This is a genomic window from Caulobacter sp. GW456-12-1-14-TSB4 (assembly GCF_059424195.1).
Genome location: NZ_JBWKZF010000001.1, coordinates 282,353 through 303,424, shown reverse-complemented (window position 1 = coordinate 303,424; position 21,072 = coordinate 282,353). Strand labels below are relative to the sequence as shown.

Below are 21,072 nucleotides of genomic sequence, written 5' to 3'. Positions count from 1 at the left end.
CGTCCAAGATTCGCCCCAGTCGGCGGGCAGTACGGGTGGCATGAAATTCTGTAAGGCGGAGTTGGCCGGTTTCGGGGCGCGTGCGTCCTTGACGATCGCGGCTCTGATGCTCATGGCGGCGTCCGCGAACGCCCAGCAGATGCCGCACTCGCTGCGGGACGCCTTGCTCGGCCACAAGGGTCAGGCCGAGGCGCGCCGGGTCATGGCCCCGCCGGTGGCCCGCTACACTTCCGAAGCTGTCGGTGGCTTCATCTTCGATCGGGCCTCGTCCCAGGCGCTGGTGAAGTTCGACAACAGCACCGAGGTCTGGGCGCTGTCGGCCCAGCCCGCCTCGCGCGGCGACGTGATCTATCGCAATGACCTAGGCGAGCCCGTGCTGCGGGTGACCAAGCTGGGCGGGATGATCCTGTTCACCGACGATGCTCCGATGGGCGCGGCGGCCGCCATGTCTGGCCGAGCGACCTCGATCCAGCCGCCGGCGATCATGTCGTTTAGCGTCTTCGTCCAGCGGGTGCGGATCGCCACGGCCCGCGCCAGCCGCGCGGCCCAGCACGACATCGAGTTCTCGACCGTCGAGGACGTGCGGCCCGAGACCTCGGTCCTGGCCGCCGACTCCGCCACCGTCGTGGCCGAGGCCTTCGAGCGCATGGCCCGCAAGGGCGACCGCTCGATCATCTCGCGGGTGTTCCGCGTCCTGCTGGCCGAAGGCGGGAAGCCGGCGGCGGCCCTGAAGGACGGGGCCTTGACCATCACCTATTCTCCGGAACAGGGGCTGGCCGGTCGGCCGTCCTCCAAGCGGATCATCAAGGTGATGAACCGCTGATTGTTCGCCCGAATCGTGAACTATGGCGAACGTCGTTCTCCAATTGTAACCATAAGCGCTCAGGGGCCGTTTACTCGTATGGTCTAGCTTGGCCATACACGGCTTCGATGGCGTCGCTGCGCGGACTCAACCCCGCGTAATGCGACGCCAGCGAGGCTTTTCGTGCATCCGCAAGGTTCTATTGTCTGGTCATGGATAGCCCCGAGCTCGCCGAGGCGCCCGAACGCGGGCGGCTGAAGATGGCCGACATCGCCCGCATGGCGGGGGTGTCGATCTCGACGGTGTCGCGCGCCCTGGCCGGCAACCCGCTGATCCCCAAGACCCTGCGCGACCAGATCGTCGAGATCGCCCAGACCCACGGCTATGTCGTCAACCAGTCGGCGCGGTCCCTGCGCCTGCGCAAGACCGACACCATCGGCGTCATCATCCCCCTGGCCCACGAGGCCGGGCAGCTGATCTCGGACCCGTTCTTCCTGGAAATGCTGGGCCGCCTGGCCGACGAGATCACCCGTCGCAACTACTCTGTGCTGCTGAACAAGGTGATCGTCACCGAGGCCGGCTGGCTGGATCGCATCATCCAGTCGCACCGCGCCGACGGATTGGTGCTGATCGGCCAGAGCACGCAGCACGAGGCGCTGAACGTCGTCTCCGACACCTACAAGCCGATGGTGGTCTGGGGCGCCCAGCTGCCGGGCCAGCGCTATTGCGCGGTGGGCAGCGACAATGTCCAGGGCGGCAAGCTGGCCATCGCCCACCTCGCCGCCCAGGGCCGCAAGCGCATCGCCTTCCTCGGCGCGGTCGACGCGCCCGAGGCCGCCCAGCGCTTCGAAGGCTACAAGCAGGGCCTGGCCGAGGCGGGACTGCCGTTCGACCCGGCCCTGGTCGTGCCCGCGCCCTACACCATGGAAGAAGCGCCCGCCGCGATTACCGACTTCCTGGCGACGGGCGTGGCGTTCGACGCCGCCTTCGCCTTCTCGGACGTCATCGCCCTGGCCGCGGTCGGTGCTTTGGTCGAGGCCGGCAAGAGCGTGCCGGGCGATGTGGCGGTGGTCGGCTTCGACGACATCGTGCTGGCCCGTCACAGCAATCCGCCGCTGACCACCATCCGCCAGGATCTGGAATTCGGCGCACGGGCGATGGTCGACCTGCTGTTCCGCCGCATGGCCGGCGAGGACGCGCGCTCGACGTTGTCGCCGGTCGAACTGATCGTGCGCGGCAGCAGCCTCTAGGTCAGCCGGGCTCGGCTCGGATCCTTCACAAGATTGAACACCAGCGCGACCGCCAGCAGCAGCGCCATGCCTGTCGCCAAGCCAAAGCCGGCATGCGGCCCGCCGAAGGCGTCGCTGGCCGCGCCGATCGCCAGCGGCGAGACCACGGCCGACAGGCAGGTGACGAACAGGATGAACCCCGCCGCCGCCCCATGCCGGGCAGGCGGGAAGCCGCTGATCGCCTTGGAATTCAAGGTCGGATACAGCACCGACATGAAGAGGCCCGACAGCGGCAGCAGCACCGCGGCGCTCTTCAGGCCGCCGGCCAGTGCGCCGACAAAGCACAGCAGGATGGCGATCGCGCAGACGGCCAGGGCCCGGGTCCAGCCCAGCCGTTCCAGCGTCCAGGCCCCGATGAAGCGGCCGGCGGCGCGCAGCACGAAGAAGATCGACAGGGCCCAGGCGCCGGGCAGCAGGGGCTTGGCCCCCTCGGCCGCCAGCAGGCTGGGCATCCAGACATAGACGGCGGTCTCGACCCCGACATAGAGGAAGATGCAGGCCCCGAAGCCCAGGGCGTGGCGATCGCGGGCGACGCCTAAGGCCGCCAGCAGGTCGATCTGGGTCGGATCGCTCGCGGCCTTGGCGGCGGGGAAACGGACGAAGAGGGCGATGATCAGCAGCGCCAGGGTCAGGACCCCGGCCAGGCCATAGAGCGCCGTCCAGGGCAGGCCCTGCGTCAGCAGTCGGGCCACGATCGGCGGGCCGGCGATGGCGCCGACGGCGAAGAAGCCCTCGACGATGTTCATCGACCGGGTGTGCTGCGCCGGCGAGGACGACAGGTCGCCGATCAGGGCGATGGCCCCGGTCTTGAAGATGCCGATCGCCAGGCCGCTGACGAACAGCAGGCCGAGCAGGGGCGCCAGGGCGCGGTTGAAGACGATCAGCAGGGAAGCGGCCGCGAAGAGGGCCAGGCCCAGCAGCACGGTCGGCCGGCGGCCGCGCCGATCCGCGAGGCCGCCCAGGAACAATCCGGCCAGGGCGATCCCGGCCATGGTGGCGTATTGCAGGCCGCCGGCCTCCGTCAGGCTCAGGCCATAGGCCCTGGCGACTTCCGGGATCAGCACGCCGACGACATTGGTCGTCATGGCGGTGACCAGGAACATCAGCCAGGTGAGCCCGCGCAGGGCGCGATCGGCGGCGGGCATGAGCGGGCCTTACGCCGCCTCGATGCCGATCGTCTTCAGTTCCTTGAGGAAGCGGGTCAGGCTCTGGTGCGAGCGGCGCAGGCCGTGGACGACCTCAGGCTTGGCCAGGGCCGAGGCCGGGACGATGAAGCCCTCGCGGCCGATGCGCTGGGCCATGCCCTTTTCCAGCATCTCGACGAAGCGGCGGCGCACGGTCTCGTAGGGCAGGGCCAGCGAGTCGGCGACCTGGCGCACGGTCAGCGGACGGCGCTCGTGGTCCGGCGGGATATCGTCGACCTCGGCATAGAGGCCGCCACGGATGTGCGAGCAGTTACCGGCCCAAAGGGTGGTGAAAACCAGGGCGTACAGAAGGTCCGAACCGTGGACTTCGTTGGCGATCTCGACCCAGCGCAGGATGTAATCCGTCGCGTAGCGAGTGGCCGCGCGAGCGTTGACGTACTCTTCGGACATAGGTGACTCGGTTTCCCCTGGGTCGACGATTTAACGCGACGTGAAAAGGATTGCATGGCTCACTGAACGACGCCATGCGACCAAGTTGCCCACTATGGGTACCCTATCTGAGCATCCGCGACCGGTTGACGCAGGGGTGGGGGCCTCAGGTTTTCGATGGGCTCCAGTCCGGCGCGGCCATCTCGAAACCTTCGAAACGGAAGCCCGGCGCGACGGTGCAGCCGACCAGGGTCCAGGCGCCAAGGCTGACGGCGGTCTGCCACCACGACGTCGGCACCACCACCTGCGGTCGGCAGCCGGCGCGCAGGTCCGGGCCGAGGACGTAGGCCGTGACCCCCGAGCCGTCGGGCGGCGACAGGCTGATCGAGATCGGCGCGCCGGCGTACCAGTGCCAGGTCTCGACCGCATCGACGCGGTGCCAGACCGAGACCTGCTCGGCCTCCAGCAGGAAGTAGATGCAGGTCGATCTGGCGCGGCCGTCGGGGCCGGGCTCGTCCTGGAAGGTCTGCCTGTACCAGCCGCCCTCTGGGTGCGGCTGGAGGTCCAGCATGCGGATGATTTCTTTGGCGCCCAGGTCGCCCGAGATCGCCCGTTCCTGTTTGTTGGAGTCCGTCACGCTACTCATCCCTTGAAGTTGTCCTTGGCCGCCCGGATCTCGGCGAAGGCCGCCGCCGGCGTGGCGGCGTCCGGCCGCAGCAGGGGCGCGCGCAGGAACGGGTTGGTCGCCTTCTCGGCGCCGATGGTGGTGGGCACGGTGGCCTCGCCGCGCTCGTGGGCGGCGAACACCGCCTCGGCCCGGGCCTTCAGCGCCGGGTCGTCATCGACCGACAGGGCGAAGCGGGCGTTCGAGGCGGTGTATTCGTGGGCGCAGTAGACGGTGGTGGCGTCGGGCAGGTCGGCCACGCGGGACAGCGAGTCCCACATCTGCTCGGCCGTGCCTTCGAACAGGCGCCCGCAGCCCAGGGCGAACAGGGTGTCGCCGACGAAGGCGATGGCGTCCGCGGCGTCGTGATAGGCGATGTGGCCCAGGGTGTGGCCGCTGGCGTCAATGACCTCGAACCGGGTCTCGCCCAGCATGACGACGTCGCCGCCGCGCACCACGCGGTCCAGCGGGGCGATGCGCGTGACCTCGGCCGGGCCGGTGATGGTCGCGCCGGTGGCCTTCTTGATCGCCTCGTTGCCGCCGGCATGGTCGGGATGCCAGTGGGTGTTGAGGATCAGGTCCAGGCTCCAGCCGAGCTTGTCCAGCTCGGCGAGGATCGCCTCGGCGTCGGGCGTGTCGATGGTCGCCACCTTGCCGCTGGCCTCGTCTTTGATGAGGAAGCCGTAGTTGTCGGACAGGCAGGGGAATTGATGAACGGTCAGGGCCATGGGCGCTTGCTCTATCGCGCCTCGGCCGGCGCGCCTACAAGGATGGCTCCTACGATCAGGAGACTCAATGCGCCGCGACGTGCTGGACCTGAGAGCCTTCTACGCCGCCCCGCTGGGGCGCGCGGCGCGGACGATGCTGACCCGCAAGGTGGAAGAGGCGTGGGGCGACACCCGCGACCTCGACGTGCTGGGCGTCGGCTACGCCACGCCGTTCCTGGACGCCGCCCGCGCCAAGGCCCGCCGCGTCGTGGCCGCCATGCCCGCCCAGCAGGGCGTCGAGGTCTGGCCGCACGGCGGCCGCAACCAGGCGTGCCTGGTCGAAGAGACCGCCCTGCCGCTGCCCAACGCCATGTTCGACCGCGTCCTGGCCGTCCACGCTCTGGAAGAGGCCGACGATCCGGCCGCCCTGCTGGCCGAGATCGGCCGGGTCATGGCCCCCACGGGCCGGCTGATCGTGGCGGTCTCGTCGCGCGACGGCGTCTGGACGGGGGCCGAGGCCACGCCGTTCGGCCACGGCCGCCCCTTCAGCCGCAGCCAGCTGGAAGCGCTGATTCGCGAGGCGGACCTGGAGCCGGCCGGCTGGACCCGCGCGCTCTATGTGCCGCCGATGGGGGCCATGGCCCCCTGGGCCGAGGGCTTCGAGCAGGTCGGCGCCCGCCTGTGGCCGCGCTTCGCCGGCGTGATCCTGATGGAAGCCATCAAGCAGACCTTCGCGGTCAAGCCACGGGGCCATCGCGCCCGCGCCAGGGTGTTCGCGCCCGGCGTTTTGCTGCCCAGTCCGGCGGGACCGACACCCGCGCGCCACACCGAAGGGCGACCGGCGCCTGTTCATCAGGCGCCGAACGGTCGGGAAGGCCGTTCTTACTTGGAGCGAAGCGTTCGGACGCCTAGCTTGGAATCGTAACAACCGTTCGCTCCCCGGGAACACCGCCATGAAGATGATCGTCGCCGTGATTAAGCCGAGCCGCCTCGACGCCGTGCTCGAGGCCGTCACCGAGGCCGGCGCGTCGGGCCTGACCGTCACCGAGGTGCGCGGCTACGGCCGCCAGAAGGGCAAGACCGAGGTCTATCGCGGCGCCGAGTACGAGGTGAAGCTGCTGCCGAAGGTCAAGCTGGAGATCGCCGTGCCGACCGACGTGCTGGAGCCCGTTATCGAGGCCCTGCAGCGCACCGCCAACACCGGCAAGATCGGCGACGGCAAGGTCTTCGTCATGGACCTGGAACAGGCCCTGCGCATCCGCACCGGCGAACGCGACGCGGCGGCGATCGCGGGCTAGAACAAGCGGAGCCATAAACGCACCCGTGCGTTGTCGTGGTTCACGGCGTTCGGGGTGACATGGATCCGGGATCTTCAGTCTTCCAACCGGGATACAATTGCTGGCGGGTCGAGCCCGCCGATCGCGTGGCCCTGTTCATCGACAACGACGAGGCGTTCGACTCGCTCAAGCCGTTGATCCTGTCGGCCAAGAAGTCGATCTGGATCCTGGCCTGGGTGTTCGACCCCCTGACGCGCCTGGATCCCGACCGGGTCAAGCGCAGCCGCGATCCCAGCCACGCCGATCGCATCGGCCTGATCCTGCGGCGACAGGCGGCCCTGAACCCCGCGCTCGACGTGCGGGTGTTGACCTGGGACATGCCGTTCCCGATCGCCGCCTCGCAGCTGTTCGGGCCGCATCGCGGCGCGGCCTTCTTCGCCGGCTCGCGGGTCAAGTACCGCCTGGACGCCACCCTGCCGGCCAGCGCCTGCCATCACCAGAAGGCGGTGATCATCGACGGCGTGACCGCCTTCGTCAGCGGTGGCGACATCGGCGTCGACCGCTGGGACGACACCCGGCACCTGGACAACAACCCCCTGCGCCGCCTGCCCACGGGGCGCCACTATCCGGCCCGCCACGAGGTCTCGATGCTGGTCGATGGCCGGGCGGGCGAGGCCATGGCCGATCTCTTCGTCGAGCGTTGGAAAGCCTCGGGCGGTGATCCCGTCGAGCGCCCGGACCGCCCCGACGAGACGCCGTGGCCGGATGACCTGCTGCCCGACCTGCGCCGGATGCCGATCGCCGTGGCCCGCACCTCGGCCGCCTGGCAGGGCCGGCCCGAGGTCACCGAGTGCATGCTGCTGCATCTCTCGGCCATCCGGCGGGCGCGGCGGCTGATCTACCTGGAGAACCAGTACCTGACCTCGCCGATCATCGTCGAAGCCTTGGCCGAGCGCCTGGCCGAGCCCGATGGTCCCGAGGTCGTCACGGTCGGGCCGGCCCGCAGCCCCAGCTATTTCGACCAGATGACCATGGACAGCGCCCGCACCTCGGCGATCAACCGCCTGCGGGAAGTCGACGTCCACAAGCGCTTCTCGGCCTTCTCGGCCCATACGCCCGGCGGCGGGCCGATCATCGTCCACTCCAAGGTGGCGATCATGGACGACTGGATGCTGCGGATCGGCAGCGCCAACCTCAACAACCGCTCGATCGGCCTGGACAGCGAGTGCGACCTGGCCTTCGAGGCCAAGAGCGATATTGAGCGCGAGACGGTCCGCGCCTTTCTGGGACGCCTGGTCGGCCATTTCATCGATCGCTCGACCGAGGACGTGTTGGAGGCCATCGAACGCGAAGGCGGCCTGGGCGCGGCCATCAACGCACTGGACGTCAAGGGCGGCCCGCCTCGGCGGCTACAGCCGGTGCCGATGCGTAAGCTGACCGGTGTTCAAAAGTTCATCGCGGACTGGAGCCTGGGCGACGCCATCGCGCCCGACGACGCCTGGCGGCCGTGGGGCCGTCGCGCGCGTCTGCGGCGCGATCTCGTGAAGCTTACGGAGCCGCCGCCGATCCCGCCGGATCACCTGTTGCCGTGATCTCCAGCTCGACCACCAGCGGCAGGTGGTCGGACGCCACCCGGGCGCGGGCGTCGAAGGGCGAGCGCACGCCGACCGTCTCCAGGCCCTTGGTCATGAAGACGTGGTCGATCCGCATGAACGGGAAATTGGACGGGAAGGTCGAGGTCGCCGGACGCGGCCAGGCCGGCGTCGGGGCCTGGGCGTCGCGCAGGGCCGTCCGCAGCATCCGGTAGGTCGCCGAATAGGGCGTGGCGTTGAAGTCGCCCAGGACCACGCCAGGGGCCAGCCACTCGTCGGCGCCCATCCAGTCCGGGCCCAGCAGGGCGGCGGCCTGGCGCTTCTGTTCCTGAGGCACGAGGCCGAGGTGCGTGTTGATGATCTGGACCTTGGTCCCGTCGACATCGACCTCGACCCACAGGGCGCCGCGCGGCTCCAGGCCGGGCACGCGCTTGTAGAGCGGCAGGCCCTTGGCCTTGATCCGGCGCTCGGGCAGGGCGGTCAGGATGGCGTCGCCGTAGAGTTCCTCTTCCACGGTCATGGCCGGATGGAAGTGGAAGCTCATCTTCAGCAGTTCGGCGAGGCGGTGGGCCTGGTCGATCCCCTTGGTGCGGGCCCTAAGAACGTCCAGCTCCTGCAGGGCCACGACGTCCGGGCGCTCAGCCGCGATGACCTCGGCCACACGCTCGACGTCGAGCTTGCGGTCCGTGCCCACGCAACGGTGGACGTTGTAGGTCATGAGACGAAGGGTCTTCATCCGTCGAAGAGATCGCCCGAGACGGGCGGAAGTTCCTTAAGAGTCGTCGCGCCGTTGCGGCTGAGCATGAACAGGCAGGTCTCGGCCCGCCAGTTCTCGACCGCGCTGGCCGGGTTCATCGCGCGCGCCGGGCCCGCGCCGGCGAAGGCCGCGCAGGCGTCCACCCGCAGGTTCAGGTCGGCGGTCAGGGCCAGGAAGTCGGCGAGCGTGCAGAGGTGGATGTTCGGCGTCGACCACCACGGCATCGGCAGGGCCTTGGTCTCCGGCATCCGGCCTCGGCTCAGCAGCGACCAGCGCACCCGCCAGTGGCCGAAGTTCGGAAACGAGACGATGGCCCGGTCGGCGATGCGCAGCAGCTCGTCCAGCACGTGGCGCGGATGGCGCGTCGCCTGCAGGGTCTGGGACAGCACCGCGTAGTCGAAACTGCGGTCGGGGAAGTGGTCGAGGTCCTGGTCGGCGTCGCCCTGCACCACCGACAGGCCGCGCGCCATGCAGGCCGCCACGCCGCTGGCGCTGATCTCCAGGCCCCGCCCGTCGACCTGCTTGTCGTGGGCCAGCAGGTCGAGCAGCGCGCCCTCGCCGCAGCCGACGTCCAGCACGCGCGAGCCGGGGCGCACCAGGCGCAGGATTTCGCGGAAGTCCTCGCGGATGGCGACGTCGGTCAAATCAGTCCCCGATCGCGTTCGGCCGAACTCAAGAAGCCGGCCAGCGCCGCATCCATCACCGGCTCGTCCAGCAGGAAGGCGTCGTGGCCCTTGTCGCTCTCGATCTCGGCGAAGGCGGCGCGGGCCCCGGCGGCGGTCAGGGCGCGGACCAGGTGGCGGCTCTCGGCGGTGGGGTAGAGCCAGTCGCTGGTGAAGCTGAGCACGCAGAACCGCACGTCGCGGGCCCGGGTGAAGGCCTTAGCCAGCACCCCGCCATGGCCGGCGGCGATGTCGAAATAGTCGGTGGCCCGGGTGATGTAGAGATAGCTGTTGGCGTCGAACCGGTCGACGAAGCTGGCCCCCTGGTGGCGCAGGTAGCTCTCGACCTGGAAGTCGGCGTCGAAGCCCCACGACAGGCCGTCGCGCTTCAGCTCGCGGCCGAACTTCCGTTGCAGGGCCGGTTCGGACAGATAGGTGATGTGGGCGGCCATCCGCGCCACGGCCAGGCCCTTGCCGGGCTGGACGCCGTGGTCGGCATAGGCGCCGCCGCGCCAGTCCGGATCGGCCATGATCGCCTGGCGACCCACCTCGTGGAAGGCAATGTTCTGAGCCGAGTGGCGCGAGGCCGAGGCCAGCACCACGGCGCTGAACAGCCGCTCGGGATAGTCCACCGCCCACTGCTGGGCCTGCATCCCGCCCATCGAGCCGCCGATCACCGCGAACAGGGTGTCGATGCCCAGCGCGCTGACCAGCATCGCCTGGGCGCGGACCATGTCGGGGATGGTGATGACCGGGAACGCCAGGCCGTAGGCCCTGCCGGTGCCCGGATTGATCGAGGCCGGGCCCGTCGAGCCCATGCAGCCGCCGATGACGTTCGTGCAGATGATGAAGTGCCGCTCCGGGTCCAGCGGCTTGCCGGGACCGATCATCCGCAGCCACCAGCCGGGCTTGCCCGTGGTCGGGTGCGGCGAGGCCACATACTGGTCGCCGGTCAGGGCGTGGCAGATCAGGACGGCGTTGGACTTGTCGGCGTTCAGCGCGCCATAGGTCTGGTAGCCGATCTCCAGGCCTTCGAGCGTGGCGCCCGAATCGAGCCGCAGGGGATCGCTTGAGGGAAACCGCCAGGTTCCCCCGCCGGACAGGACGGGTGTGAACAGATCGAGCGCAGCCATGCCGCCTTGGACCTCTTGGCGAACAAGGTGTCAACCACCGGCTTCCTGACAAGGCGACGGACGGCTATGGAGATCGCATGGAGCGACTGATCCTGATGCGCCACGGCAAGGCCGAGCGGCACGCCCAGAACGGCGGCGACTTCGAGCGCGCGCTGGCTGACAGCGGCCAGGCCGATGCGGCCGTGATGGGCAAGCTGCTGGCCGATGCCGGCCTGGCGCCCGAGCTGATGCTGGTCTCCTCGGCCCGCCGCACGCGCGAGACGGCCGAGCAGGTCGCGGCGAACTTCCCCGCCGCGCGGGTCGAACACCTGCGCGACCTCTATCACGCCGATCCCGAAGAGGTGCTCCAAGCGGTCGAGGAGCACGCCGACGGCGTGGCCACGGTGATGGTGGTCGGGCACAATCCGGGCCTGCACGAGCTGGCCCTGCGTTTGGCCTTTCAGGGCGGCGCCTCGCCGATCCAGACCAACAAGCTGCGCAGCCGCTTCCCGACCTCCACCGTGGTGGTGTTCGGCTGGACGGCGGGCGGCCCGGTGCTGGAGCATCTCTTCTACGCGAACGAAAACGGCGGAGCCGGCGGCGAATGACCCTGATCTACAAGATCCTCTCCCGCGCCGAGTGGGACGCCGCCAAGGCCGTCGGCCGGTTCGAGGGCTCGGCCGTCGATCATCAGGACGGCTTCATCCACCTGTCGGCCGCCGACCAGGCCCAGACGACCGCCGCGCTCTACTTCAAGGGCCTGCCGGATCTCGTCCTGCTGGGCGTCGAGGCCGAGGGCCTGGGCGAGGCCCTGAAGTGGGAGGTCTCGCGCGGCGGGGCGCTGTTCCCGCACCTCTTCCGGCCGCTGCTGGTGTCGGAAGTGGTGACGGAAGCCGCCATCGAGCTCGACGCCGACGGCGTGCCGCAGCTGGGCGAACATCTCGCATGAGCCTGCATGACGTCGCCGCCCGCGCCCTGCACGCCTTCGACCCCGAGGACGCCCACGGCTGGGCCATTCGCGGCCTGAAGATGGGGTTGGGTCCGCGCGAGAGCGGCCCGGACGACCCGATCCTGGCGGTGAAGATCGCCGGGCTGGAACTGCCCAACTGCGTGGGCCTGGCCGCGGGCTTCGACAAGAACGCCGAGGTCCCGGACGCCATGCTGGCCGCCGGCTTTGGCTTTGTCGAGGCGGGCACCGTCACGCCGCTGGCCCAGGCCGGCAATCCGCGCCCGCGCCTGTTCCGCCTCACTGAGGACCAGGCGGTGATCAACCGCATGGGCTTCAACAACGGCGGCCTCGATCCCTTCGTCGCGCGCCTGAAGGCCCGCCAAGGCAAGGATGGCGTTGTCGGGGCCAATATCGGCGCCAACAAGGACGCCAGCGACCGCATCGAGGACTATGTCACCGGCCTCTCGCGCCTGTGGGGCCTGTCGGACTATTTCACCGCCAACATCTCCTCGCCCAACACGCCGGGCCTGCGCGCCTTGCAGACCAAGGCGGCGCTGGAGGAACTGCTGGGCCGGATCTCCGAGACCCGCGAGGCGATGAAGGTCGCCTCGGGCGCCGACTATCCGATCTTCCTGAAGGTCGCGCCCGACCTGGAGGACGGCGAGGTCGAGGCCATCGTCGAGACCGTGATCGACGCCGGTCTGGACGCCATCATCGTCAGCAACACCACCATCGCCCGTCCCGATAGCCTGAAATCGGCCCAGGCCGGGGAAGGCGGCGGCCTATCCGGCGCTCCGCTGCTGGGCGCCTCGACCGAGGTGCTCAAGCGCTTCCACGCCGCCTCGGCTGGCCGCGTGGCCCTGATCGGCGCGGGCGGGATCGCCGACGGCGCTGGGGCCTATGCCAAGATCCGCGCTGGCGCGCGGGCCGTGCAGCTCTATTCGGCCCTGGTCTATGGCGGCCCGGGCCTTGTGACCCGCATCAAGCGCGACCTGGCCGCCCGCCTGCGGGCCGACGGCTTCGCGGCGGTCGAGGACGCGGTCGGCGCGCCATGACGCGTGACAGGGTCCTGACGCTGCTGCGCCGCTTCGGGCCGCTCGCGGTCATCGTGATCCTGTTCGTGGCCGCCTTCGCCAGCGGCCTCACCGACCATCTGTCGCTGGAGGCGCTGCGCAAGAGCGGGGCCCAGCTGCAGGCCTTCGTCCGCGACAAGCCGCTGCTGAGCGCGGCGATCTATCTGGCGGTCTATATCGGCTCGGTGGCGGTCTCGCTGCCCGGCGCCCTGATCCTGTCCCTGACCGGCGGCTTCCTGTTCGGCCCGCTCGGCGGCGGCTTCGCGGCCTTGACCGGGGCGACGGGGGGCTCGACCGTGATCTATCTGGTGTTCCGCACCGCCTTCGGCGACATGCTACGCCGCAAGCCCGACGCCTTCCTGGCGCGGGTGGCTGACGGCCTGCGCAAGGACGCCTTCAACTATCTGCTGACCCTGCGCCTGATCCCGGCCTTTCCGCTGTTGATCGTCAATGTCGCCGCCGGCGTGGCCAATGTTCCCGTTCGCGCCTTCGTCCTGGCCTCGCTGCTGGGCATGATCCCCAGCTCCTTCGTCTATGCCGGCATCGGCGCGGGACTTGGCCATCTCTTCGCGCAAGGCGGCCCCGTGACGATGGAGACCCTCTTCTCGCCACGGATTTATCTTCCCATTGTCGGCATGGGCGTTCTGGCCTTTCTGCCGCCGATGTGGCGCCATTGGCGCAAGCGGCGCGAAGCAGCGCCCCTGCCAAAGCCCTTGGACGAGAAGTAGCCCCGCCGGATGGTCGAAACGGTTTCGCCGTCGGAGACTGAGCCCGCCCCGCCCCGGAAACGATTTCCGTGGCCCGGCGGCCTGTCGGCGCGCCTGCTGCTGTTCACCGCCATTGTCGTCACCTTCGGCGGCCTGCTGATCCTGCCCCTGACCCTGGCGCAGTTCGAGGAGCAGTGGCTGCTGGACCGGGTGCGGGCCGGGGAACTGGCCTCGACCATCGCCGAATCGGATCCGGACCTGCGGGTCAGCGACGCGGTCGCCAACCAGATGTTCGATCAGGCCGGGGCCGTCACCGTCGCCGTCCAGGCCGAGGGCGCACGGCGCCTGGTCCTGCCGCCCAAGGAGCCGTTCAAGACGCCCTATCTCGTCGACCTGCGCCGCCAGAACCCGGGCTCGTGGCTGGCCGCGCCGTTCTTCACCCTGACCAGCCCCAAGGGCAGCACGGTCCGCGTCATGGCCGAGCCGCGTTTCCGCAAGGCCGAGTTCGTCGAGGTGGTGCTGCCCGACGCGCCGCTGAAGGCTCAGCTGATCGCCTATTTCTGGCGGCTGACCGGTGTGACCGTCTTCGTCGCAGCCCTGGCCGGCCTGCTGGTCTACGCCTTCCTCAACATCTTCCTCGTGCGGCCCATGCAGCGGATCACCCGGGCCATGGAAGCCTTCCGCGTCGATCCGGGCGATCCAGAGGCCCGCATCGCCGTCTCCAAGCGACGCGACGAGATCGGCCGGGCGGAGGCGGAGCTCGACCGCATGCAGGCCGACCTGCTGGCGGCGCTGGCCTCCAAGGCCCGCCTGGCGGCCCTGGGCGAGGCGGTGGCCAAGATCAATCACGACCTGCGCAACATGCTGACCAGCGCCCAGATGGCCTCCGATCGCCTGGCCGCCCTGGGTGACCCCAAGGTGGCCCAGGCCCTGCCGCGCCTGGAACGGGCCCTGGACCGCGCCATCACCCTGGCCTCGGACGTCATGGCCTATGGCAAGTCCAAGGAGCCCGAGCCGGTGACGCGGATCATCCCCCTGCGCCCGGCTCTGGACATGGCCGCCGAAGACGCCGGACTGACCCCGCAGGGCGTGGCGCTGGAAACCGTCATCGGCCCACGCGAACAGCTGCTGGCCGATCCGGACCAGCTGCACCGCATCCTGACCAACCTGTTCCGCAACGCCCGCGAGGCCATCGAGGGCGCCACCGACCGGGGCGGCAAGGGCAAGGTGTTCGTCGAGCTGCGCCGCGACGCCGGCCACAGCATCCTGCGGCTGTCGGACGACGGCCCCGGCGTGCCCGAGCGGGCTCGCGCCAACCTCTTCCTGCCCTTCGTCGGTTCTGTGCGTCGCGGCGGCACGGGCCTGGGCCTGGCCATCGCCCGCGAGCTGGCCCAGGGTCATGGCGGCGACCTGGCCTTGGTCGAGACGGGGCCGGGCGGCTCGGTGTTCGACCTGACCCTGGCCGGTGCGCCCGATCCGCTGCCGGAAGCGCCGTCCGAACCTGACGACAAGGCCGCCGACGCCTCGGCCACCTAGGAGGAAGTGCGATGACGACCACCTGGACCATCGCGGTGAAGCTCGGCGCCTCGGCCGACAGCGCGCCGATTCACGAGATCACCGTCGAAGCGCCCGACGTCCCGACCGCGCTTCGTCGTGTCGCCGCCATGGTCGCCGTGCAGGAGGCGTCCGACGCCGAACTGCTGCTGGACGGCCAGGAGGAGGTCTTCTCCCGCGCCGAGGTCGAGGCGGGCCTGGAAGAGCACCAGGCCCGAACCTGAGCTTCTAGAGCCCCTTGGCGACGCCCTCGCGACGCGGGTCCGCGCCGCCTTCCAGGATGCCGCCCGGCCGCACGATCACGCCCTGCAGGCCCGAGCCCTCGATCTGGCCGACCTTGATGTTGACGCCGCGGGCGTTCAGCGCCGCCAGCATGTCCGGACCGAACCACTCGGCGTCGCCGGAATAGGTGTCCCCGCGCGCCACCACGTTCGGCAGCGAGACGGCCTCCTGGACGTTCAGGTTCCAGTAGAACAGCCCGACCATGGCCTTGAGGTTATAGGACAGGATGGCGTTGCCGCCCGGCGAGCCGACGGCGGCCAGGAACTTGCCCTTCTTGTCCAGCACGATGATCGGGGCCATTGACGAGCGTGGACGCTTGCCCGGGGCCACGGCGTTGGCGGCCGGCGCGCCGTCCTTCTCTTTCGGCGAGAACGAGAAGTCGGTCAGCTGGTTGTTGAGGAAGAAGCCGTTCACCATTCGGCCGTTGCCGAAGATGCTCTCGACCGTGGTGGTCATCGACACGACGTTGCCGGCCGGATCGACCACGACCAGGTGGGTGGTGCCGCCCGGCTCCTGGGTCATGTCGATCCCGACCTTGGGCGCGCCCTTGGGCTTGCCGAACGGCGGGGCCGCCCCGGCCGTGTCGGTGATCAGCTTGGCGCGCTCGGCGACGTATTTCGGATCCAGCAGGCCGTCGACCGGCACGGTCACGAACGAGGGATCGCCGACATAGCGGTCGCGGTCGGCGTACATCACGCGCTCGGCCTGGGCCAGCTGGGTCCAGGCCACCGGATCGGTCGGGCCGCGCTTGCCGATGTCGGTGTGCTCCAGCATCCGCAGCGCCTGGATCACCGCCAGGCCCGAAGACTGCGGGCTGGGCACGCAGACGGTGTAGACCTTCCACGGCCGGCACAGGGCCGGGGCGGAGCGCGGCTTGTAGCGCTTGAGGTCGGCCAGGGTGATGCTGCTGGGCAGGTCGCCCTCGTGCAGGCGGTCGACGATCGCCTGGGCGATCGGACCGTCCAGCAAGGCCGCAGGGCCCTCGGCGGCGATCTTGCGCACCGTGGCGGCATAGGCCGGGTTCTTCAGCACGTCGCCGGCCTGGTAGCGGGTCCCGTCCGGCTTGGTGAAGTACTTCACCGCGTCCGGCTGGCTGGCCTGCGGCGCGCGGCTGACGATCATGCCGGCCAGGCGCGGGCTGACCACGAAGCCGTCGTCGGCCAGCTTTTCGGCGTCCTTGAACAGCGTGTTCCAGGCGGCCTTGCCGTGTTCCTTCTGGGCCATGGACAGCATGGCGATCGCGCCCGGCACGCCCGACGAGCGGCCCGACAACAGCGCCTTGACGAAGGGCAGGGGCTTATCGTCCGGACCCATGAACAGGTCGGGGGTGGCGCCCGCCGGGGCCGTCTCGCGACCGTCATAGGCCGTCACCTTGCCGGTCTTGGCGTCGTAGAAGACCATGAACGAGCCGCCGCCCAGGCCCGAACTCTGCGGCTCGACCAGGCCCAGCACCGCCTGGATGGCCACGGCCGCGTCGACCGCCGAGCCGCCGTCGCGCAGCACCCGCAGACCCGCCTCGACCGCCAGCGGATTGGCCGCGGCGACCATGCCCTTGGCGGGCGTCGAGGTGGAGACCGGCCGCACCGCCGGCATGTTCAGGGGGATCGACTCGGCGTGGGCGGCGGAGATCGGCGCCAGCGTCAGTTGCAGCGAGGCGGCCAGGGCGAGCAGGGAAACAAAGCGACGCATACGGATCCTCTATGACGGACACGAGGGAGGGCCTGCCCGCCGTCCCGAGGCATTCCATGGACACCAATCAAGCGACGCTGTCACGCCCAGATACTCTGGAAACGGCCTCAATCCCCTGGCCTGGAACGTTGCGCGGCAAGGCGCTCCGCCTCGGCGAACGCTGGCTCGCGAAACTTTTTGGCTTTTCCGAAAAACCAGGCTTGCGTTCCCGAAACGGACGGGCTACTTCCCCCGCCTCGCCGAAAGGCAGTGCGCGCCCGTAGCTCAGCTGGATAGAGCATCAGACTACGAATCTGAGGGTCGGACGTTCGAATCGTTCCGGGCGCGCCATTTTCTCCAATAAAATCAATGAGTTCTCCGGGCGGGCGCGTGCGCCCCGGAACAAAAAATCCCTTTGTACTGGGGTTTGTACTGGGGCTTTGCCCGATCACGTTTCCTTGAGTCCGCTGACGACCTCGAACTGCTGGCCTCGCGCGCCACGTTTTCGAGGCGAGTCGCACGGATCGGACCGACGCGGCGAGGCTGCGGGGAGCGTGCGTCAGTCTTCCTGCGCCATGGCCCGGACCAGATCGAGCACCTGTCGGCGTAGCCGGCCCCGGCCCAGGCGTGGAAACAGTTCAGCCAGTTCCAGCCCCTCGTCGGTTTGAAGGAAGGATTGAACCGTGAGCGCTGCGGTGTGGCTTGCGTCCTGCGGCTCTCCAAGCTCGGGATTGGCCAGGCCTTCGAAGAAAAACGAAACCGGGACCTGCAGCGTCATGGCCATGGCGTAGAGCTTGCTGGCGCTGATCCGATTGGCGCCGCGCTCATATTTCTGCACCTGTTGGAATGTCAGGCCCAGGCTATGGGCCAGCTGCTCCTGACTGACTCCACTCATCTTCCGGCGCAGGCGCACGCGTGCGCCGACGTGCAGGTCCACGGGATTGGCGGTGACAGTCGCGTCTCGGGCCATGATCTCATCTCATCAAAAGATAAACATAGAAATCGAGTGAACAGTTCGGTTCTCGACAAATGCATATCTGCGTCGGGGAGCCGACATTTTAATGCGGCGTTCGGGCGCGACCTTTGTTCATTTTCAAAATCTGTCGAACGCGGCGACAAAGTCTCTGCGGCGGAAGGTCACGTGGGCGTGGCGACAAGTTGTTAGCCATCTAGGCCGCAAGCTCCCACGCGTTCCGAGGAGCCAAGTCCCATGCCGTCATCCAATGTTATCACCTTCGACCGGCAGGGATCGCGCGGACGCCAGACCGGGGCCGAGCCTGGGCTGGCCGTGCGGGTCGACTTGCTCGCGGCGGCGCTCGACAACATGCCCCACGGGCTCTGCATGGTGGACGCCGATGCGCGGCTTATCCTTTGCAATCCGGCGTTCACGGCCATGTATCGGCTGCCTCCGGAGCTGGCCGAGCCGGGGACGACACGAGAAGCCATTCTCCAGCATGGCTTTTCCACCGGCCAAGGACCGATTTCGGGCGTCAGCGAATATCTGGCGCGCAGCGCCGAAGCGCAAGTCGGCCAGTCGATCATCGGTGAACTGGCCCTGGCCGACGGGCGCACCATCCGCATCTCCCACACCCCGATCGAGGATGGCGGCTATGTCGCCACCCATGAGGACATCACCGATCGCGTCGCCGCCTCGGCCAGGATCGAATTTCTGGCCTATCGCGACACCCTGACCGGCCTTCCCAATCGTACGGCGTTTCAACGCAGTTTCGACGCCGCGGTCGAGGCCGCCGAGCGCGCCGGGGAGATGTTCGGCGTGATCATGATCGACGTCGATCACTTCAAGGACATCAACGACACCCTGGGTCACGATGCCGGCGACGCCCTGCTGCTGAACTTGGCCAAGACGCTCGGCAAGGCCTTCCGGCGCGGCGACACGGTCTCGCGGCTGGGCGGCGACGAGTTCGCCGTGGTGCTGCGCGGCCTTACCGGTCCGGAAGACCTGCTGCGCCCGATCGAGGCGTTGCAGACCTTGCTGCGCAAGCCGGTCGAGCATGCCGGCCGCAGCTTCACGATCAGCGCCAGCCTGGGGGCGGCGATCCACGACGACCCGGACGCCGACCCGTTGCACCTGCTCAAGAACGCCGACGTGGCGCTCTACGAGGCCAAGTCCGGTGGCCGCAATCGCTGTGTGGTCTTCAAACCGTCGATGCGCACCCAGGTCGAGCAGCGCGTCGAGTTGCTGCGCGAGGTGCGCCTGGCCATCGCCCAGGGCGAGTTCGATCTCTACTACCAGCCGGTCGTCGACCTGGAGGCCAACAAGGTCGCCGGCTTCGAGGCCTTGATGCGCTGGAACCATCCCGAGCAAGGCGTGCTTCCGCCGGCCGCGTTCATGGCCGCCTTCGAGGACACCGATCTTTCGCTCCAGTTGGGCGAGGTCGCCTTCGAGCGGGCGCTCGGCCAGATGCGCGCCTGGATGGACGAGGGCGTCGAGTTCGGCCGCGTGGCGGTCAACATCTCCAGCGAGCAGTTTCGCACCGGCCGCCTGGCCAAGGACATCGCCGGCAAGCTGGCCGCCTGGAACGTGCCGGCCGAACGGCTGACCATCGAGGTCACCGAGAACGTCTATATGGGCTGGGGCGCCGACGTGGTGGCCGAGACGGTGTGCGAGTTGCACGCAGCCGGCGTACTGATCGCCCTGGACGACTTTGGCACTGGCTACGCCTCCCTGGCCAACCTGCGCCAGTTCCCCGTCGACCGGCTGAAGATCGACAAGTCCTTCGTCCAGAACGCGGAGGACGACGCCATCGTCCGCGCGGTGATCAACCTGGGCGCCAGCATGGGCATGAAGGTCGTGGCCGAGGGCGTTGAGCGGCCCGATCAGTTGGCCGCCCTCAGCGCCTATGGCTGCGACCAGGTCCAAGGCTACCATTTCGCCAGGCCGATGCCGGCGAGCGAGGTTGCCGCCTTCGTTCGCGATTTCGGCGCCGACTAGGCCCGCGGCGTCGTCTCCCCTTCGGGATCGGGGCGGGAGCGCCCGGCTTGTGGAAGGTGAACGCGTGGTTTGGCGTCGGCTAGACCGCAAGCGGAAGGCTTACCTTCCACTGATTCCCTAGTGGAAGGTGATTCGCTGTTTGGCCTTTCGCAGGGCGTTGTGATCGGATAGAGGGCGGGCCAGGAGCGCCCCTTTGCAAACCACACCTTGCGTCCCCGATCGCCTGCCGCTCGAAGACCTCGACTGGCGGAGGCTGCTGCCCCTGGCGGGCGAGGCCAACCGCGCGCTCGCCCGTTACGACGGCATGCTGCAGACCTTGCCCAATCCCGGCGTGCTGCTGTCTCCGATCACGGTCAACGAAGCGGTCCTGTCCTCGCGGATCGAAGGCACCCAGGCGACCCTCGAGGAAGTCCTTGAGCAGGACGCCGGCATCGAGGCGCCCGAGGCGCGCAAGGGCGACATCGAGGAAATCAGCAACTACCGCGCCGCCGTCAGCTACGCCGAAGCCACCCTGACCGAGCGGCCGATCTCGCTGTCCTTGACCAAGACGATCCACCAGCGCCTGATGCAGGGCGTGCGCGGTCGCGACAAGACGCCCGGCGCCTTTCGCGACGACCAGAACTGGATCGGCCGGCAGGGCGACACCATCGAAAGAGCCCGCTTCGTCCCGCCCAGTCCCCTGATCCTGCCCGAACGGCTCGAAGAGTGGGAACGCTACCTGCAGCTGGAGACCGAAGATCCTATCCTGCAGGCGGCCATCGCCCACGCGCAGTTCGAAATCCTCCACCCGTTCAAGGACGGCAATGGCCGGATCGGCCGGATGCTCGTTCCGCTGCTGCTCTACCAGCGCAAGGCGCTGTCGCGGCCGATGTTCTATCTGTCGGAATATCTCGAAGCGCGGCGGGACGTCTATTACGACCAGTTGCTGGCCATCACAGAGACCGGCGATTGGCAGGGCTGGCTGGAATTCTTTATCCACGCCGTCGTCAACCAGGCCGAAAACAACCTCTCCAAGGTCCGGGCCATCCGGGACCTCTACGAGGCCAGCCGCCAACAGTTCGCCGAAACCACGCGTTCGCAATTTGCCGGCGCGGCGGTGGACGCGTTCTTCCAGAGACCGATCATCCGGGCCAATGACTTTCTCGAGGTGGCGGGCTTCAAGACCCGCGTGACGGCCAACACCATGTTGCGCCAGCTCGAAGGCGCCGGCCTGATCCGCCGCGTGCGCGAGGGCGCCGGTCCCAAGCCGGCCATCTACGCCTTGCCCGAACTCATCAACATCGCCGAGGGCCGGACCGTCTTCTGACGGGAAGGGTTCAGCGACCCATGCGGTGAGCCGCCGGAGGGCACGCTCGGTCCCGCCGCGCGCCCTTCGGGCGCCGCCTTCGCTCGCGGCTCCTGCGGGCGCGCCCCTGCGGGCAGGCCCCAACGAAAGGGTTGGGGCCTGCCG

22 protein-coding genes and 1 tRNA gene are annotated in these 21,072 nt (G+C 68.9%); 14 read left to right on the top strand and 9 right to left on the bottom strand.

The features are described 5' to 3' along the window. The first annotated feature begins 40 nt into the window (after positions 1-40). Positions 41-823, top strand: coding sequence for a DUF4908 domain-containing protein (locus tag AC07YH_RS01440; RefSeq protein WP_494745233.1), 783 nt, complete (start codon positions 41-43; stop codon positions 821-823). A gap of 239 nt (positions 824-1,062) precedes the next feature. Beyond that, positions 1,063-2,052: a LacI family DNA-binding transcriptional regulator gene (locus tag AC07YH_RS01435; RefSeq protein WP_494745336.1), complete on the top strand. Its 990-nt coding sequence runs from the start codon at positions 1,063-1,065 to the stop codon at positions 2,050-2,052. Here the strand turns inward: AC07YH_RS01435 and AC07YH_RS01430 are convergent. The 4 genes from AC07YH_RS01430 to gloB form a co-directional block, all read right to left on the bottom strand. Next, entirely contained in the window at positions 2,049-3,236 is a 1,188-nt protein-coding gene (locus AC07YH_RS01430; protein WP_494745232.1) for an MFS transporter, read from the bottom strand. The two genes, AC07YH_RS01435 and AC07YH_RS01430, sit on opposite strands and share 4 nt — an antisense overlap. A gap of 9 nt (positions 3,237-3,245) precedes the next feature. Next, positions 3,246-3,686 carry a hypothetical protein gene (locus AC07YH_RS01425; RefSeq protein ID WP_494745231.1) on the bottom strand — a complete coding sequence of 147 codons (441 nt, stop codon included), beginning with the start codon at positions 3,684-3,686 and terminating at the stop codon, positions 3,246-3,248. Between the two features lie 145 nt (positions 3,687-3,831). Next, the gene (locus AC07YH_RS01420) at positions 3,832-4,311 is read right to left on the bottom strand and encodes a cupin domain-containing protein (RefSeq protein WP_494745230.1); all 480 of its coding nucleotides are present in this window, start codon (positions 4,309-4,311) and stop codon (positions 3,832-3,834) included. Then, complete coding sequence (gene gloB, locus AC07YH_RS01415) at positions 4,308-5,057, bottom strand: hydroxyacylglutathione hydrolase (protein WP_494745229.1); 750 nt, start codon at positions 5,055-5,057, stop codon at positions 4,308-4,310. The genes AC07YH_RS01420 and gloB overlap by 4 nt, the downstream gene beginning before the upstream one ends. Before the next feature lie 67 nt (positions 5,058-5,124). On the opposite strand from gloB, the gene AC07YH_RS01410 reads away from it, so the two are divergent. From AC07YH_RS01410 to AC07YH_RS01400, 3 genes are read left to right on the top strand one after another with little or no spacing between them, the layout of a single operon-like run. Further along, a complete protein-coding gene (locus AC07YH_RS01410) occupies positions 5,125-5,961 on the top strand; it encodes a class I SAM-dependent methyltransferase (protein WP_494745228.1) in 837 nt (278 codons plus the stop codon). 28 nt (positions 5,962-5,989) lie between these two features. Further along, positions 5,990-6,334, top strand: a complete 345-nt coding sequence (locus AC07YH_RS01405; protein WP_010918409.1) for a P-II family nitrogen regulator — start codon at positions 5,990-5,992, stop codon at positions 6,332-6,334. 59 nt (positions 6,335-6,393) lie between these two features. Beyond that, the gene (locus tag AC07YH_RS01400) at positions 6,394-7,905 is read left to right on the top strand and encodes a phospholipase D-like domain-containing protein (RefSeq protein ID WP_494745227.1); all 1,512 of its coding nucleotides are present in this window, start codon (positions 6,394-6,396) and stop codon (positions 7,903-7,905) included. On the opposite strand, the gene AC07YH_RS01395 is transcribed toward AC07YH_RS01400, so the two are convergent. Genes AC07YH_RS01395 through metX form a run of 3 tightly spaced genes read right to left on the bottom strand, consistent with a single transcriptional unit; the run spans position 7,862 to position 10,457 of the window. Beyond that, the gene (locus tag AC07YH_RS01395) at positions 7,862-8,641 is read right to left on the bottom strand and encodes an endonuclease/exonuclease/phosphatase family protein (protein WP_494745226.1); all 780 of its coding nucleotides are present in this window, start codon (positions 8,639-8,641) and stop codon (positions 7,862-7,864) included. The two genes, AC07YH_RS01400 and AC07YH_RS01395, sit on opposite strands and share 44 nt — an antisense overlap. After that, positions 8,638-9,306, bottom strand: coding sequence for a methionine biosynthesis protein MetW (gene metW, locus AC07YH_RS01390; RefSeq protein ID WP_494745225.1), 669 nt, complete (start codon positions 9,304-9,306; stop codon positions 8,638-8,640). The genes AC07YH_RS01395 and metW overlap by 4 nt, the downstream gene beginning before the upstream one ends. Next, positions 9,303-10,457 (bottom strand): homoserine O-acetyltransferase MetX, encoded by a 1,155-nt coding sequence (metX, locus tag AC07YH_RS01385; RefSeq protein WP_494745224.1) that lies wholly within the window; start codon positions 10,455-10,457, stop codon positions 9,303-9,305. The genes metW and metX overlap by 4 nt, the downstream gene beginning before the upstream one ends. Before the next feature lie 77 nt (positions 10,458-10,534). On the opposite strand from metX, the gene AC07YH_RS01380 reads away from it, so the two are divergent. The 6 genes from AC07YH_RS01380 to AC07YH_RS01355 are packed head-to-tail and all read left to right on the top strand — an operon-like array spanning position 10,535 to position 14,943. Further along, the gene (locus AC07YH_RS01380; protein WP_494745223.1) at positions 10,535-11,044 is read left to right on the top strand and encodes a SixA phosphatase family protein; all 510 of its coding nucleotides are present in this window, start codon (positions 10,535-10,537) and stop codon (positions 11,042-11,044) included. After that, entirely contained in the window at positions 11,041-11,385 is a 345-nt protein-coding gene (locus AC07YH_RS01375) for a DUF952 domain-containing protein (RefSeq protein ID WP_494745222.1), read from the top strand. Before AC07YH_RS01380 ends, AC07YH_RS01375 begins: the two co-directional genes overlap by 4 nt. After that, positions 11,382-12,440 carry a quinone-dependent dihydroorotate dehydrogenase gene (locus tag AC07YH_RS01370; RefSeq protein ID WP_494745221.1) on the top strand — a complete coding sequence of 353 codons (1,059 nt, stop codon included), beginning with the start codon at positions 11,382-11,384 and terminating at the stop codon, positions 12,438-12,440. Before AC07YH_RS01375 ends, AC07YH_RS01370 begins: the two co-directional genes overlap by 4 nt. Continuing rightward, positions 12,437-13,186, top strand: a complete 750-nt coding sequence (locus AC07YH_RS01365; RefSeq protein WP_494745220.1) for a TVP38/TMEM64 family protein — start codon at positions 12,437-12,439, stop codon at positions 13,184-13,186. Before AC07YH_RS01370 ends, AC07YH_RS01365 begins: the two co-directional genes overlap by 4 nt. Before the next feature lie 9 nt (positions 13,187-13,195). Then, positions 13,196-14,701, top strand: a complete 1,506-nt coding sequence (locus AC07YH_RS01360) for a sensor histidine kinase (RefSeq protein ID WP_494745219.1) — start codon at positions 13,196-13,198, stop codon at positions 14,699-14,701. A gap of 11 nt (positions 14,702-14,712) precedes the next feature. After that, positions 14,713-14,943: a hypothetical protein gene (locus AC07YH_RS01355; RefSeq protein WP_494745218.1), complete on the top strand. Its 231-nt coding sequence runs from the start codon at positions 14,713-14,715 to the stop codon at positions 14,941-14,943. A gap of 4 nt (positions 14,944-14,947) precedes the next feature. Here the strand turns inward: AC07YH_RS01355 and ggt are convergent, their stop codons facing one another. Then, positions 14,948-16,690, bottom strand: a complete 1,743-nt coding sequence (gene ggt / locus AC07YH_RS01350; RefSeq protein WP_494745217.1) for a gamma-glutamyltransferase — start codon at positions 16,688-16,690, stop codon at positions 14,948-14,950. Between the two features lie 253 nt (positions 16,691-16,943). Here ggt and AC07YH_RS01345 point away from each other — a divergent pair. Further along, positions 16,944-17,020 (top strand) — tRNA-Arg (locus AC07YH_RS01345). Between the two features lie 208 nt (positions 17,021-17,228). Here AC07YH_RS01345 and AC07YH_RS01340 read toward each other — a convergent pair. Next, entirely contained in the window at positions 17,229-17,639 is a 411-nt protein-coding gene (locus tag AC07YH_RS01340; protein WP_494745216.1) for a helix-turn-helix domain-containing protein, read from the bottom strand. A gap of 240 nt (positions 17,640-17,879) precedes the next feature. Between AC07YH_RS01340 and AC07YH_RS01335 the strand changes: the two genes are divergently transcribed. Together AC07YH_RS01335 and AC07YH_RS01330 are read left to right on the top strand one after the other, a co-directional pair. Next, positions 17,880-19,622, top strand: coding sequence for a putative bifunctional diguanylate cyclase/phosphodiesterase (locus AC07YH_RS01335; protein ID WP_494745215.1), 1,743 nt, complete (start codon positions 17,880-17,882; stop codon positions 19,620-19,622). A 193-nt stretch (positions 19,623-19,815) separates the two neighbouring features. Continuing rightward, positions 19,816-20,928 (top strand): Fic family protein, encoded by a 1,113-nt coding sequence (locus tag AC07YH_RS01330; RefSeq protein ID WP_494745214.1) that lies wholly within the window; start codon positions 19,816-19,818, stop codon positions 20,926-20,928. The last annotated feature ends 144 nt before the right edge of the window (positions 20,929-21,072 follow it).

Bases quoted from the DNA above. Each gene is read 5' to 3' on its own strand.
- AC07YH_RS01440 (WP_494745233.1), top strand. From the start codon at position 41: ATGAAATTCTGTAAGGCGGAGTTGGCCGGTTTCGGGGCGCGTGCGTCC.
- AC07YH_RS01435 (WP_494745336.1), top strand. From the start codon at position 1,063: ATGGCCGACATCGCCCGCATGGCGGGGGTGTCGATCTCGACGGTGTCG.
- AC07YH_RS01430 (WP_494745232.1), bottom strand. From the start codon at position 3,236: ATGCCCGCCGCCGATCGCGCCCTGCGCGGGCTCACCTGGCTGATGTTC.
- AC07YH_RS01425 (WP_494745231.1), bottom strand. From the start codon at position 3,686: ATGTCCGAAGAGTACGTCAACGCTCGCGCGGCCACTCGCTACGCGACG.
- AC07YH_RS01420 (WP_494745230.1), bottom strand. From the start codon at position 4,311: ATGAGTAGCGTGACGGACTCCAACAAACAGGAACGGGCGATCTCGGGC.
- gloB (WP_494745229.1), bottom strand. From the start codon at position 5,057: ATGGCCCTGACCGTTCATCAATTCCCCTGCCTGTCCGACAACTACGGC.
- AC07YH_RS01410 (WP_494745228.1), top strand. From the start codon at position 5,125: ATGCGCCGCGACGTGCTGGACCTGAGAGCCTTCTACGCCGCCCCGCTG.
- AC07YH_RS01405 (WP_010918409.1), top strand. From the start codon at position 5,990: ATGAAGATGATCGTCGCCGTGATTAAGCCGAGCCGCCTCGACGCCGTG.
- AC07YH_RS01400 (WP_494745227.1), top strand. From the start codon at position 6,394: ATGGATCCGGGATCTTCAGTCTTCCAACCGGGATACAATTGCTGGCGG.
- AC07YH_RS01395 (WP_494745226.1), bottom strand. From the start codon at position 8,641: ATGAAGACCCTTCGTCTCATGACCTACAACGTCCACCGTTGCGTGGGC.
- metX (WP_494745224.1), bottom strand. From the start codon at position 10,457: ATGGCTGCGCTCGATCTGTTCACACCCGTCCTGTCCGGCGGGGGAACC.
- AC07YH_RS01380 (WP_494745223.1), top strand. From the start codon at position 10,535: ATGGAGCGACTGATCCTGATGCGCCACGGCAAGGCCGAGCGGCACGCC.
- AC07YH_RS01375 (WP_494745222.1), top strand. From the start codon at position 11,041: ATGACCCTGATCTACAAGATCCTCTCCCGCGCCGAGTGGGACGCCGCC.
- AC07YH_RS01370 (WP_494745221.1), top strand. From the start codon at position 11,382: ATGAGCCTGCATGACGTCGCCGCCCGCGCCCTGCACGCCTTCGACCCC.
- AC07YH_RS01365 (WP_494745220.1), top strand. From the start codon at position 12,437: ATGACGCGTGACAGGGTCCTGACGCTGCTGCGCCGCTTCGGGCCGCTC.
- AC07YH_RS01360 (WP_494745219.1), top strand. From the start codon at position 13,196: ATGGTCGAAACGGTTTCGCCGTCGGAGACTGAGCCCGCCCCGCCCCGG.
- AC07YH_RS01355 (WP_494745218.1), top strand. From the start codon at position 14,713: ATGACGACCACCTGGACCATCGCGGTGAAGCTCGGCGCCTCGGCCGAC.
- ggt (WP_494745217.1), bottom strand. From the start codon at position 16,690: ATGCGTCGCTTTGTTTCCCTGCTCGCCCTGGCCGCCTCGCTGCAACTG.
- AC07YH_RS01340 (WP_494745216.1), bottom strand. From the start codon at position 17,639: ATGGCCCGAGACGCGACTGTCACCGCCAATCCCGTGGACCTGCACGTC.
- AC07YH_RS01335 (WP_494745215.1), top strand. From the start codon at position 17,880: ATGCCGTCATCCAATGTTATCACCTTCGACCGGCAGGGATCGCGCGGA.